This is a genomic window from Streptomyces marispadix, assembly GCF_022524345.1.
Taxonomy (GTDB): domain Bacteria; phylum Actinomycetota; class Actinomycetes; order Streptomycetales; family Streptomycetaceae; genus Streptomyces; species Streptomyces marispadix.
Map to the genome: position 1 here is coordinate 2,865,184 of NZ_JAKWJU010000002.1, position 12,849 is coordinate 2,878,032.

The 12,849-nt window shown below is 72.6% G+C and carries 10 protein-coding genes; 1 reads left to right on the forward strand and 9 read right to left on the reverse strand.

Annotation, left to right across the window (positions count from 1 at the left end):
* Positions 1-116 precede the first annotated feature (116 nt).
* Positions 117-1,550, reverse strand: a complete 1,434-nt coding sequence (mshA, locus tag MMA15_RS11900; protein WP_241059198.1) for a D-inositol-3-phosphate glycosyltransferase — start codon at positions 1,548-1,550, stop codon at positions 117-119.
* A 345-nt stretch (positions 1,551-1,895) separates the two neighbouring features.
* On the opposite strand from mshA, the gene MMA15_RS11905 reads away from it, so the two are divergent.
* Positions 1,896-2,795 carry a class I SAM-dependent methyltransferase gene (locus tag MMA15_RS11905; RefSeq protein ID WP_241059200.1) on the forward strand — a complete coding sequence of 300 codons (900 nt, stop codon included), beginning with the start codon at positions 1,896-1,898 and terminating at the stop codon, positions 2,793-2,795.
* A gap of 67 nt (positions 2,796-2,862) precedes the next feature.
* Here the strand turns inward: MMA15_RS11905 and MMA15_RS11910 are convergent, their stop codons facing one another.
* The 8 genes from MMA15_RS11910 to MMA15_RS11945 form a co-directional block, all read right to left on the reverse strand.
* Entirely contained in the window at positions 2,863-3,243 is a 381-nt protein-coding gene (locus tag MMA15_RS11910; protein ID WP_241059202.1) for a DUF2267 domain-containing protein, read from the reverse strand.
* A 185-nt stretch (positions 3,244-3,428) separates the two neighbouring features.
* A complete protein-coding gene (locus tag MMA15_RS11915; protein WP_241063152.1) occupies positions 3,429-3,854 on the reverse strand; it encodes an Hsp20/alpha crystallin family protein in 426 nt (141 codons plus the stop codon).
* 192 nt (positions 3,855-4,046) lie between these two features.
* The gene (locus MMA15_RS11920) at positions 4,047-5,537 is read right to left on the reverse strand and encodes a CHAD domain-containing protein (protein WP_241059204.1); all 1,491 of its coding nucleotides are present in this window, start codon (positions 5,535-5,537) and stop codon (positions 4,047-4,049) included.
* Positions 5,538-5,622: 85 nt separating this feature from the next.
* Entirely contained in the window at positions 5,623-7,974 is a 2,352-nt protein-coding gene (locus tag MMA15_RS11925) for an RNA degradosome polyphosphate kinase (RefSeq protein ID WP_241059206.1), read from the reverse strand.
* 219 nt (positions 7,975-8,193) lie between these two features.
* Complete coding sequence (gene mshD / locus MMA15_RS11930) at positions 8,194-9,108, reverse strand: mycothiol synthase (RefSeq protein ID WP_241059208.1); 915 nt, start codon at positions 9,106-9,108, stop codon at positions 8,194-8,196.
* Between the two features lie 292 nt (positions 9,109-9,400).
* A complete protein-coding gene (locus MMA15_RS11935; RefSeq protein WP_308290538.1) occupies positions 9,401-10,183 on the reverse strand; it encodes an NADPH-dependent FMN reductase in 783 nt (260 codons plus the stop codon).
* A gap of 217 nt (positions 10,184-10,400) precedes the next feature.
* Positions 10,401-11,900, reverse strand: coding sequence for a HAMP domain-containing sensor histidine kinase (locus MMA15_RS11940; protein WP_241063154.1), 1,500 nt, complete (start codon positions 11,898-11,900; stop codon positions 10,401-10,403).
* 32 nt (positions 11,901-11,932) lie between these two features.
* Complete coding sequence (locus tag MMA15_RS11945) at positions 11,933-12,691, reverse strand: response regulator transcription factor (RefSeq protein ID WP_241059210.1); 759 nt, start codon at positions 12,689-12,691, stop codon at positions 11,933-11,935.
* Between the last annotated feature and the right edge of the window lie 158 nt (positions 12,692-12,849).

A 12,849-nucleotide genomic window follows, 5' to 3' on the forward strand; every position in this document is an offset into this window, starting at 1 on the left:
CGGTGCTTTCGGTGCTTTCGGTGCCTTCGGCGTTCTCGGTGCCCTTGGTGTCTGCGGTGCTCCCGACGCCGTCGGCGCCTCTAGCCCCGTCGCCGTCCTGTGCGTGGGCGTCAGCGTCAGCCATGGGCCGATCGTAGGCGACGGCGCCTGTCGTGGATCGCCTCGGCATAGACGTCGAGGGTGGCCGCCGCCGCGGCGTCCCAGCCGAACTCGGCCGCGTGCCGTGCCGCTGCCTCGCCCATCCGCTCCACTGCCTCGTGCGGGCCGAACCGCCTCTGCCCGGCGGGCACTTCATGCCCTCCGTCAGGCGACGGGGTGACGAACCTCCGCAGCGCGTCCGCGTAGGCGCCCGGCTCGTGCCCGTGCACCAGGAGGCCGCTGACCCCGTCCCGTACCGCGACCGGCAGCCCGCCCACCGCCGCCGCGATCACCGGCGTCCCGCACGCCTGCGCCTCCACCGCGACCAGCCCGAACGACTCGCTGTACGACGGCATGACGAGCACGGTCGCGGCCCGGTACCAGTCGGCCAGCTCCTCCTGGTCCACCGGCGGGCAGAAGCGCACCACGTCCGAGATCCCCAGCTTCGCCGCCAGCTTGTGCAGCCGTTCCGGCCTGGCAAGCCCGCTGCCGCTGGGCCCGCCCACGACCGGCACCAGAAGCCGCCGCCGCAGCCCCGGGTCCTCCCCTACGAGCAGCGCCACGGCACGCAGCAGGATGTCGGGGGCCTTCAACGGCTGTATCCGCCCGGCGAACAGCGGGATCAGCGCGCCCTGCGGCAGCCCCAGCCGGGCGCGTGCCGCAGCACGGCCGTCCGCGGGCCGGAAGCGCTCCAGATTGACACCGGGGTGTACGACGGCGGTGCGCGCCGGGTCGGCCTCGTAGTGCCGAACCAGGTCGTGCGCCTCCTCCGCCGTGTTGGCGATGAGCCTGTCGGCGGCGCGCACTATCTGCGTCTCGCCGATGACGCGGGCCGGGGGCTCGGGGCTGTCGCCCTCGGCGAGGGCGGCGTTCTTGACCTTGGCCATGGTGTGCATGGCGTTGACGAGCGGTACGCCCCAGCGCTGCGCGGCGAGCCAGCCGACGTGCCCGGACAGCCAGTAGTGGGAGTGCACCAGGTCGTAGTGGCCGGGCCGGTTGCCCGCCCACGCCTGCATCACGCCGTGCGTGAACGCGCAGAGCTGCGCGGGCAGTTCCTCCTTCGCCAGCCCCTCGTAGGGGCCCGCGTCGATGTGCCGTACGAGGACCCCGGGCGCCAGCTCGACGCTTGGCGGAAGCGCGGCCGACGTCGCACGCGTGAAGATCTCCACCTGGGTGCCGTGTGCGGCGAGCTGCTTCGCCAGTTCGACGATGTAGACGTTCATGCCGCCCGCGTCGCCCGTGCCCGGCTGGTGCAGCGGGGAGGTGTGGACGCTGAGCATGGCGACCCTGCGGGGCCGCCTGGCGGAGCCGAGCCTCAGCCGCGGCCGCTGCTGAGGCAGGGAGTCCCGGCCGGGCCTCAGGCCCCGGGGGAGGGTACGGAGCTGGCCGAGCCGCGCCATGTACTGGCTCACGCGCGAATGCCTCCTCGTATGGAGCGCCTGCCGTGCAGGGCCGTGCCGGTCCCGCGGATCGCGGATGCCGCTGTCGCGTATGCGGCCGTGACGTACTCGCGGAGGGATGGACTCCCGCCGGTACGGGTCCCGGGGCGGCCCGCGACCTGCGGAATTCCCCCGCGAATCCGCCGCGAGGAACTCGGCCCCGTAACCCGGAACACCGGAGGGGTCCGCTCCCATTTCCGCTTTGCCTAATCGTGACAAGCGGCGGGCAGGGGTGATCGGGCCGGGGCCAGGCCCGGCCGGGGCTTCTGGCAGCCGCCGCCCTGCTCCGCTCCCGCCCCGCCCTCGTACGCTCATGACATGACCGCCCGCCCCACGCCCCGCCCCCAGGGGACCGTGACGCGCGGAACCACCAGCCCCAACCGGCTGCGCCGCATGGACCGCTGGATCGCCGCCGTCCACGCGCCCGCGCTGCGCCGCGCGGCCGCGGCGGAACCGCGTCCCGGCCGAAGCAGTCACGTGGCGAGCGGTCCCGCAGAGCGCGGGCCCGCAGCGAACCCCGGGCAGACGCCCAGCCGGCCGACGGTGGTCGACCTCGGCTTCGGCGCGGCACCGTGGACCGCGGTCGAGCTGTTGCAGCGGCTGCGCAAGGTCCACGCGGACGTCCGTGTCGTCGGCGTCGAGATCGATCCGGAACGGGTCGCAGCGGCACGCCCGTACGAACGTGACGGCCTGACGTTCCTGCGCGGCGGCTTCGAGGTGCCGCTGCCGGGCGGTGTGCGCCCGTCGCTGATACGGGCGGCGAACGTGCTGCGCCAGTACGAGGAGGCGGAGGTCGCCCCGGCGTGGGCGCTGCTGTGCTCGCGCCTGTCCACGCCAGACGGGCTGCTGGTCGACGGCACCTGCGACGAGATCGGCCGCCGCCACGTATGGGTCGCGCTCGGCCCGGAGGGTCCTCGGACGGTCACCTTCGCCGCCCGGCTCGCCTCGCTGACGGCACCCTCGGATCTGGCGGAGCGGCTGCCGAAGGCGCTCATCCACCGCAACGTCCCGGGGGAGCCGGTCCATGCGTTCCTGCGCGACTTCGACCGGGCGTGGGCGACGGCCGCCCCGTACGGAGCGCTGAGCGCCCGGCAGCGCTGGATAAGGGCGGTGCGTGCCCTCGCCGGCGAGTGGCCGTTGACGGACGGCCCGCAGCGCTGGCGCCAGGGCGAGGTCACCGTCGCCTGGGGTGCCCTCGCCCCGCGCGCCTACGGATAGACCGCGACGGCCCGTACGGCCGTACGGACCGAACGAACCCGCCCGGCCCGGCCCGCACACAGGGTCGTCAGGCCGCGCTCATCAGCTCAGCACGCCCGAAGAGCAGGGCGTACCCCTGGGGCAGGTCCGCGAGAACCTCGTCGGTCAGGTCGTCGCCGCAGACCTCCCCCAGCACCGAGAGCACCGAGCTGACGTCCCAGCGCGCGGTCGCGGTCGTCGCGCCGTCGAGACGGCTCGCCACGGCCTCGACGAACTCCGCCGCGGTGAGCGGCTTCGTCGCCGGGAGCTGGTATCTGAGCGTCTCCGCCGCGGTCGCGGGCAGCCGCCCGGCGACCTGTTCGCGGACGCCGTTCGTCAGATGGCCGCCCAGAGCCGAAAGCACGACTCGGATGACCTGCTTCGTCTCGGCGTCCGTCGCGTAGCGGCCGTACTCACGGACTCGGGTCACGAGTTCGTTCCACTGCATACCTGTTTGGTCCCTTCCCCTCACATGCCGGTGGCCTCGAAGGCCGCCGCTCTCCGGAGTGCCCCGGAGAGCGGCAGAAAATGTGCAGCAGAGTCGAATGTCACATCGGTACCGGCTGTGACTTCTGCCTCAGTGGCGTCGGCGCCGACGCCACTCGCGACGGCCTTTCAGCCTGTGAGCTGCCGGTCCGAGGAATTGCCTCCGCTGATCTCGATCTTGCGGGGCTTCGCCTGCTCGGCCACGGGGATGCGGAGCGTCAGCACGCCCGCGTCGTACGAGGCGTCGATCCGCTCGGAGTCCAGAGTGTCGCCGAGGAAGAGCTGGCGGCTGAACTTGCCCGCCGGGCGCTCCGCGGCGATCAGCTCCGCGCCCTCCGGTGCGGGCGAGCGGCGTTCGGCGTGGACGGTGAGCACGTTCCGCTCCACGTCCAGATCGATGCTCTCGGGGGCGACCCCGGGCAGATCGAAGTGGATCACGAAGTCGTCGCCAGAGCGGTAGGCCTCCATCGGCATCCCCGCGGGCCGTGACTCGGTCCCGAAGATCTGCTGGGTGAGGCGGTCGAACTCCCTGAAGGGGTCGGTACGCATGAGCATCACGGTCATCTCCTTCCGTGGACTGCACTCCCGTGCGATGCCCTGTGCTTTCTTATATACACCGACCCGAGGAAAGTTGACAAACACAGGCTCAACTTCGCCTGGCGCCTCGCCTCGCTTAGCGCGCCGCCTTCCCCGGCTCCATACGGGAGCACCGTGAATGCGCAGGTCAGAGCCGCGTCCCCGCAGGGGTCATAGCGTCCGCTGCGCTGCTTCCGCCTTGTCGTTCCTGTCGCTCCTGTCGGCTCTGTCGCTTCTGTCGCTATCGCTCCTGTCGGTCTTGTCCCTCGTGCCGCTCATGCCGCCCCTGCCGCTCACCACCTGCTGCCAGAGCCCGCGGAACTCCCGCCGCGCCGACTCCGCCTCCTGTCGCTGCCCGGCGTGGAGCACGCCCAGCGCATACGCGGTGGCCGGCGCGATCCGGGGCGTACGGGCCGCGGCGGCGGCGGCCTCGGCGGCCTCGATCGCGTCGCGGTGCGCGTCGAGTGCGGCGCTCGCCGCCACGAGAAGGTCGTCGGGGCCAGTCGCGACGGCCCGGTCGTGAGGGAGATGCTGGGGCTGTGCGAGGTGCGCGTCGTGCGCTGCCTCGGCGATGTCCCTTTCCGTACGGGCTCCCGTACGGGCTTCAGTACGGGCCGCTGTACGGGCATCCGTGCGCGCATCCGTTCGTCCCGCTGTGCGGGCCTCCGCCCCGGCATCTGTGCGGACGTCCGTGCCGGTGCGCGGTTCGCCCGCAGTGCCCGCATGCCCGCCTCCTTCGCGGGCTCCGCCCGGCGGCTGCCCGTCCGCCGCGCACAGCACCTCACGTGCGTATCTGTGGTGCCGCAGCAGTATCCGCACCTCCAGCCAGGCCGCGTCCTGTCTGCTCTGTGAGTCACCGCCGGTACGTGCCGCCCCCGGGTCCGGGCCCTCGGGACCCTCGCGGCGGCCCGCGTAGGCCCTCGACGCAGGGGGCAGCGACTCGACGGCGTGCACGAGGCGCTCCCACGCGCGCTCCGCCGGGGGCAGGAGAAGGGTCCCGGCCGAGCCGCGTGCCGCGTCCGGTGCCAGCGGCACCTCGTAGGCGAGGAGGGCGACCGCGTCCGCGACCGCGTGGAAGCGGGAGGAGACCAGGGCCTCGAGAGCGGCCGAGTGCGCCCGGCTGCGCGCCAGACTGTGCTGCCGCTCCAGCAGGGCGGCCGCACGGTCGCCGCCCACGCCCTCGACGGCGAGCCGGTGCAGCGCGGCGAGCAGCCGGGCCTGACGGGCGGCACATCGGTACTCGTACGCCAACGTGCCCGACAGGCGGCGCAGTTCGGCGCTCAGCTCGTCGGCCCAGGCGGCGTCCACGAACGACCGGTAGGTGAGCAGCGCGGAGCCGATACGCCGTGACGCGCGCCGTAGCTGCCGTACCGCGTCGGCCGCCGCCGTGGCCGTCTGCGCGCTGCTCGCGCTCTCCTGGTGCAGGCGCAGGCTGCGCATGAAGTCGGCCGCCCACGCGTTGAGACAACCGCTCAGCACCTCGGCCGCGTCGGCGGTCTCCAGCGTCCTCGCCGGTGCGGCGCAGCCACCGCCTCCGATCGGACCGGCGGGCCCGGCGGCTCCGCCCGCACCGCCATGCCCGGCGGCTCCGGCCGGACCGGCCGTGCTCGCGGACCCGGCGGTCCCGGCGGGCCCTGCGAGGTCTCCCCCTCGTACCCTCACGGCTCCGTCACCCCCTCACCCCGTCGGTCGGTCTCTCCGAACCCGTAGTGCGTCTGTCGGTACGCGCGTCAGTCCGGCGGGGCCGTCAGCCCGGCGCCGGTCCGCGCCGCCGTCTGCGGCCCTCGATCAGCGACTCCTGGATGTTGCGCAGCGGCTGTCCGTCCGCGTCGTGTGCGTGGCGCGTCCATCCGCCGTCGGGGCCCAGGTGCCAGGAGGCGGTGTCGTCGGCCATGCCGGTCTCCAGCAGACGCGTGAGGGTGGCCCGGTGCGCGGGGTCGGTCACGCGGACCAGTGCCTCGATACGGCGGTCCAGATTGCGGTGCATCATGTCGGCGCTGCCCAGCCAGATTTCCGGATCTCCGCCGTTCCCGAACGCGAAGATCCGTGAGTGCTCCAGGAAGCGCCCGAGGACGCTGCGCACCCGTACCGTCTCGCTCAGGCCCTCGACTCCCGGGCGCAGCGCGCAGATTCCACGCACCCACAGATCGACGGGCACGCCCTCGCGCGAGGCCCGGTAGAGGGCGTCGACGACCGCCTCGTCCACGATGGAGTTGAGCTTGAAGCGCACGTACGCGGGCTCTCCCGCGCGATGTCTGCGCACCTCGCGCTGGATGCGCGAGATCAGCCCGTCCCGCAGCGAGGTGGGCGCGACGAGCAGCCGCCGGTAGGTCTCACGGCGCGAGTAGCCGGAGAGGCGGTTGAACAGGTCGGACAGATCGGCGCCGACCTGCTGGTCCGCGGTCAGCAGCCCCAGGTCCTCGTAGAGGCGTGCCGTCTTGGGGTGGTAGTTGCCTGTGCCGACGTGTGCGTAGCGGCGCAGCGTGTCGCCTTCCTGCCGCACCACCAGCGAGAACTTGCCGTGCGTCTTGAGCCCGACCAGCCCGTGCACCACATGGCAGCCGGACTCCTCCAGCTTCCGCGCCCACTTGATGTTCGCCTGCTCGTCGAAGCGTGCCTTGATCTCGACGAGCACCAGCACCTGCTTGCCGGACTCGGCCGCGTCTATCAGCGCGTCGACGATCGGGGAGTCGCCCGAGGTGCGGTAGAGCGTCTGCTTGATCGCCAGCACGTCCGGGTCGGCCGCCGCCTGCTCCAGGAACGCCTGTACGGACGTGGAGAAGGAGTCGTAGGGGTGGTGCAGCAGTATGTCGCGCTCCCGCAGCGCGGCGAAGACGTCCGGCGGCTGCGCCGACTCCACCTGCGCCAGGTCCCGCTGCGTACCGGCCACGAACTTCGGGTACTTCAGGTCCGGCCGGTCCATCGCCGAGACGATGCCGGACAGGCCGGTCAGGTCCAGCGGGCCGGGCAGCGGATAGACCTCGGCCTCCGAGACGTTCAACTCCCGTACCAGCAGGTCCAGTACGTACGGATCGATCGACTCCTCGACCTCCAGGCGCACCGGGGGACCGAAGCGGCGCCGTAGCAGCTCCTTCTCCAGCGCCTGCAGGAGGTTCTCGACGTCGTCCTCCTCGACCTCCAGGTCCTCGTTGCGCGTCACACGGAACATGTGGTGCGCGAGTACCTCCATGCCGGGGAACAGCTCCTCCAGGTGCGCGGCGATGACGTCCTCGACGGGCACGTAGCGGTGCGGCGACGCCTCCAGGAAGCGCGAAAGCAGCGGTGGAACCTTCACACGTGCGAAGTGCTGGTGGCCGCTCACCGGGTTGCGTACGACCACGGCGAGATTGAGCGACAGTCCCGAGATGTACGGAAAGGGGTGGGCGGGGTCGACCGCGAGGGGCGTCAGCACGGGGTAGATCCGCTGCCGGAAGAGGGTGAAGAGCCGGGCCTGCTCCTTGTCGGTCAGGCCGTCCCAGCGGAGCAGATGCAGGCCCTCGGCGGCGAGCGCGGGCGCGATGTCCCGCTGGTAGCAGTCCGCGTGCCGCGCCATCAGCTCGCGCGAGCGCGTCCAGATCTGTTCGAGGGCCTCACGGGGCTGGAGCCCTGACGCGGAGCGCGTGGCGACCCCGGTCGCGATGCGGCGCTTGAGCCCCGCGACGCGGACCATGAAGAACTCGTCCAGATTGCCGGCGAAGATCGCGAGGAAGTTGGCGCGCTCCAGCAGCGGCGCCTCATCGTCCTCGGCGAGTTCCAGCACGCGTTCGTTGAAGGCGAGCCAGCTCCGCTCGCGGTCCAGGAAGCGGTCGAGCGGCAGATCGTCGAGCTGCCCTTCCTGGGAGGAGAGCGCGTCCGCCGGATAGACGTCGGGGTCGGAGTCGAGGTCCGGGTCCAGGTCGGGGAGGGTGCCGCCGCCGGCGCGGCGCGTCGCCGGTCCGGACGTGACGGCGTAGGCGACTTCGTGACCGGTCTCGTCGCGGGTGTCGTACGGGGCGTCGTAGTGCGAGTCGTGCTGGGGGTCGCCGTGGGGGTCGAGACGTGGATCGAAGGGAGCGTGGGCGGGGGGCGCGGATGCGGCACGCGAGGTGGGCTCGCTCATGGCCCCATTGTTCCCCGCGCCGGTGACAGCGGTAGGGGCGCGAAGGCGACGAGCGGGGAGCTGCATTCCGCGATGCTCACAAGCGCGTCTTAATCAGCGGTTACGCACACATGGCCGCCGGGCGAGCGCCGCGCCACCGGCACGGGGGCCGCCGACAGGTGCGCCGCCGCCGGGCGAGCGCGCCCCCGTACCCCCAGGGGCGCAAGGTCCAGGGGGAGCTCAGCTCTCCGTGCGGTACATCAGGTCCGTCTCGTACGTCGTGAAGCCCAGCCCTTCGTAGACGTTGACGGCCGCCAAGTTGTCGGCGTCGACGTAGAGCATCGCGGTCGGCAGGCCCCTGTCGCGCTCCAGATGGCGCAGCCCGATCGCCGTGAGCGCCTTGCCCAAGCCGGTGCCCTGCGCCTCCGGGGCGACGCCCAGCACATAGACCTCGCCGAGCTGCTCCGCGCTGTGCACCTTCGTCCAGTGGAAGCCGACGAGCCTGCCCTCGCGCTCGGCCAGGAAGAAGCCCGACGGGTCGAACCAGGGCTGCGCCTTCCTGTCGTCCAGGTCGCGCTGGGTGAGGCTGCCCTGCTCGGGGTGGTGCGCGAAGGACGAGGCGTTCAGCGCCAGCCACTCCTCGTCGTCCTCGCCGGGCCGGAACGTACGCACCGTCACTCCCTCCGGCAGCACCGGCTCCGGCAGGGCGGGAGCCGACTGCGGGCCCCCCTCGGTCAACGGCCGCCGCATCTGGCGCAGTTCACGGAAGAGACTGAGCCCGAGGACCTGCGCGAGATGGCGTGCGGCGGGGTGGCCGCCGTGCGCCCACACCCGCAGCCGCTTGCCGGACTCCTTGAGCAGCGCCTGGCCGAGCTGCCGTCCGTAGCCGCGGCCCCGGTGCGAGGGGTGCACGGCCAGTTCGCCCGTGGGCGGTTCGACGGGGTCGGTGTCCTCGAGCTGTGCGTAGCCGACGAGTTGGCCCTCCTGACGCAGAAGCAGATGCCGCACGCCCTCACGGCGTCCGCCGCGGAGCTGGAGCCTGCCCTGCTCGGAGAGGGGCGACTGACCGTCCGTGCGCGCCGACTCGTCGATCAGCGACTGCGCGTCCCGTACGACCTCGGTCGACGCCTCGTCCACTACCACCACGTCGCTCATGCCACGACTTTACGAGACGGCGGCAGCGGTCCACCTCCCGCCTGTCGCGAACGCGGGGAGATGTACTCAGGGTTCACGGCAGGTATGCGGCCCGTGTCCGGTCGGCGGCCGGCCCGGATGCGGCCTCTTGGCGCGGCACGCGGCAGGTACGCGGCGGCTACGGACCCGCTGGGTGGCGACTACGAGGCGACTACGAGGAGGACCCGTACAGGCCGCAGGTGTACGGGCAGCCGGTGTACGGGCGGGGCCGGGCGCCTCGGCCGGGCCGGGCGCCCGGAGCCTTCCCGGAGTCTCAAGAGGCCGCTCCGTAAGGCGACTTGGCGCGTGCCTCACGCAGCGCGCTCCCCCACCATTCGAGCTGACCCAGCATCCGCGCGGCGGCGGCCGAGCTGCCCGCCTCGTCACGGGGGCGCCCGTCACGGTCGAAGCGCTCCCAGGCCATGTGGAAGCTGAGGGTCTCGCGGACGGTGACGGCGTGCAGTTCGGCGAAGACCTGGCGCAGATGCTCAACTGCCCGCTGCCCACCGGCCATACCGCCGTACGAGACGAACCCGGCGGGCTTGGCCTGCCACTCGTCGCGGAACCAGTCGATCGTGTTCTTCAGCGGAGCCGGAAAGCTGTGGTTGTACTCGGGCGTCACGACCACGAAGGCGTCGGCGGCGGCCAGCCGCCGGGACAGCCGGGTGTGCACGGCCTCCACCGCGGGCGGCATCGGTGCGCCGAACTTCGTGAAGGCGACAGGGAGTTCGTGCTCGGCTTCGGCGAGATCGATGACGTCGACCTCGTAGGCCCCGTGCTTCCGCGCCTCCTCGGCGAACCAGCGCGAGACGACCGGCCCGAAGCGCCCCTCCCGGACGCTGCCGACGATCAAGGCGAGCCGCAGCAGGCCCGCGTCTCCCTGGCCGGTGCCTGCCCGGTCCACGTGAGGCTCCTCCGCTTGGATCGGTCCCGCTTCGACCGGCTCCGCTTCGACCGGTCCCGCTTCGACCGGCTCCGCTTCGTGGTTCTCCGCCGCGGTCGGCGCCGTGGTGTCGGCGGTGCCGGTGGGGTGCGCCGTGCTCACTGTGCCTGGCATGGGGTCTCTCCTCGTAGGCGGTGGTCGGGACGGACGCGCGTGCGCCGTCGGCGGACGCCGGACCTGACGGCCGCGACGGTGACGGTGACGCGGCCTCGACGACCGCCCCCAGGCTCAGACATGAAGTTGAGTTGAAGTCAAGCTTCGGCTTCCGGCGCGGCTCCAGCCGGACCCGCCGCCCGGCAGGGCACCGGCGACCGGCCCGGCTCTCGCCCCGTTATGCGTCCCGCCGCCCGCCCGGCGGCGCCCCCGGTGCACCCGGCGGACCCGGCGGACCCGGCGGACCCGGCGCCCGACCCGGTCGCCCAGCCGCCTCCTCCTCCGCCTCCGGTTCCGGCCGCGGCGATCCCGGGAGGCTCAGCACCGCCACCGTGCCCCCGCCCTCCGCGGCCTCCAGCGTCACCTCGCCACCGGCCTGCCGTGCGGTTCGGGCCGCGATGGACAGCCCCAGACCCGACCCCGGCAGGCTCCGCGCCGACGGCGAACGCCAGAACCGGTCGAAGACGTAAGGCAGTTCGTCGTCGGCGATCCCCGGGCCGTGGTCGCGCACCCGCAGCGTCCCACCGGTCAGCTCCGCCTCGACCGTGCCGCCGTCCGGGCTGAACTTCACCGCGTTGTCCAGCAGGTTGACCACCGCCCGCTCCAGCGCCGCTGGTTCGCCGCACACGTACCAGGGCTCCGTGCGTACGGCGACCGTGATGCCGCCGCCGCGCAGCCGCACCCGTTCCGCCGCCCGCCGGGTGATCTCGTGCAGCGCGATGCCCGCGACCGGCCCGCCGCCCGGCGGCATCTCACGTGACAGCTCCTGCAAGTCCCCGACGAGCGCCGCGAGTTCGCTCATCTGCGCCCGTACCGACTCCAGCAGCGCCCGCCGGTCCTCACCCGGCAGCGAGCGTCCCGACTCCTCGGCCCTCACCAGCAGCTCGATGTTCGTACGCAGCGACGTCAGCGGTGTACGCAGCTCGTGCCCGGCGTCCGCGATGAGCTGCTGCTGGAGGACGCGGGAGGAGGCCAGCGCCTCGGTCATCGAGTTGAACGAGCGGGAGAGGCGGGCGATCTCGTCGTCTCCCTCGGCGGGGATGCTCACGCCGAGGTCCTCCGTACGGGCGATGTGCTCGACGGCACCGGTGAGCCGGTCCACGGGCCGCAGCCCCGCACGCGCCAGTACCACGCCTGCGCCCGCCGCCGCGAGCACTCCGGTGCCGCCGACCAGCGCCAGGATGAGGGCGAGATTGCGCAGCGACCTGTCGGTCTCGGTGAGCGGACGCGCCACGGAGACGGCGACATCCGTGCCCTCCACGGGAGTCGTCAGCACCCGGTAGTCGGTGCCGGAGCCGTCCTCGCTGCGGGCGGTGTGCACGGCCTCGGGCCGGCGGTGCTCCGCCACACGCTCGTCGCCCGACGTCACCTCCACCCTGCTGCCGACGATCACACAGCTCTTGCCGTGCTTGTCGACGACCTGGACCGTGGCGTCGAAGGGGTTCGGGGCACGCTCGTCCGCCGGTGAGCACTGCCCGGAACTGAGCTGGCCCACCACGAAGCTGGGGTCCACGCGGCTGTTGCTGCGCAGCGACTGGTCCAGCGAGCCGACCAGTTGGGCCCGCACGATGAACCAGCAGGCCGTCGCGCACGCCGCCACCGCGAGCGCCACCGTGACCGCCGCCAGCAGGGCCAGCCGTGAGCGCAGCGTCGGAACGGGAAGCCGCGGCCGGGCCATGCGGGGCCGGGGGAGCGGCGGCCGGGGGAGTCTCACGCCGCGTCGTCCTTGAGCACATAGCCCACGCCCCGCACGGTGTGCACCAGACGCGGCTCCCCCGCCGCCTCGGTCTTACGGCGCAGATACATCACGTACACGTCCAGGGAGTTGGACGACGGCTCGAAGTCGAAGCCCCACACGGCCTTGAGGATCTGCTCGCGAGTGAGCACCTGGCGGGGGTGGGAGAGGAACATCTCCAGCAGCGTGTACTCGGTGCGGCTCAGCTCCACCGTGCGAGCGCCCCTGGTCACCTCCATCGTCCCGAGGTCCATCCGCAGGTCGCCGAAGGAGAGGGAGTCCGTCCCGGGGCGGTCGGCACGGGTGCCGCCCCCGCCCTGGACGGCTGCCGTGTCGTGGCCGGTGCCCGCGGGCTCCTGCGCGTACGAGTTGCGCCGCAGCAACGCCCGTATGCGGGCGAGGAGTTCGTCCAGCTCGAACGGCTTGACGAGATAGTCGTCGGCACCCGCGTCCAGCCCCGTCACGCGGTCGCCGACGGTGTCCCGCGCGGTCAGCATCAGGATCGGGACGCGACTGCCGCTCTCGCGGAGACGCCGGGCGACGGTCAGCCCGTCCAGCCTCGGCATCAGCACATCGAGCAGTACCAGGTCCGGCTCGTACGCCGCGGTCTTCTCCAGGGCGTCGAGCCCGTCCTCGGCGAGTTCGGTGCCGTAGCCCTCGAAGGTGAGACTGCGCCTCAGCGCGTCCCGCACGGCGGGCTCGTCGTCGACGATCAGCACCTTCATGACCACCATGGGCCCAAGCCTCGCATTCGGTGCGGGCGAACCCCGTGTCAGGCGTGTCACACGCGGGCGTGCGCTCGTGGCTCAGCGCCGTGCCGGTGCCCCGGGCGGTCGTCGCCAGCGAGGCAGCTCCGCGTCACCGCTTCGTCCGTGCCTTGTCAGCACCGGAT

Excerpts from the sequence above, each read along its gene's own strand:
- MMA15_RS11905 (WP_241059200.1), top strand. The coding sequence starts at position 1,896 with ATGACCGCCCGCCCCACGCCCCGCCCCCAGGGGACCGTGACGCGCGGA.
- MMA15_RS11915 (WP_241063152.1), bottom strand. The coding sequence starts at position 3,854 with ATGCTCATGCGTACCGACCCCTTCAGGGAGTTCGACCGCCTCACCCAG.
- MMA15_RS11925 (WP_241059206.1), bottom strand. The coding sequence starts at position 7,974 with ATGAGCGAGCCCACCTCGCGTGCCGCATCCGCGCCCCCCGCCCACGCT.
- mshD (WP_241059208.1), bottom strand. The coding sequence starts at position 9,108 with ATGAGCGACGTGGTGGTAGTGGACGAGGCGTCGACCGAGGTCGTACGG.
- MMA15_RS11935 (WP_308290538.1), bottom strand. The coding sequence starts at position 10,183 with ATGCCAGGCACAGTGAGCACGGCGCACCCCACCGGCACCGCCGACACC.
- MMA15_RS11940 (WP_241063154.1), bottom strand. The coding sequence starts at position 11,900 with ATGGCCCGGCCGCGGCTTCCCGTTCCGACGCTGCGCTCACGGCTGGCC.
- MMA15_RS11945 (WP_241059210.1), bottom strand. The coding sequence starts at position 12,691 with ATGGTGGTCATGAAGGTGCTGATCGTCGACGACGAGCCCGCCGTGCGG.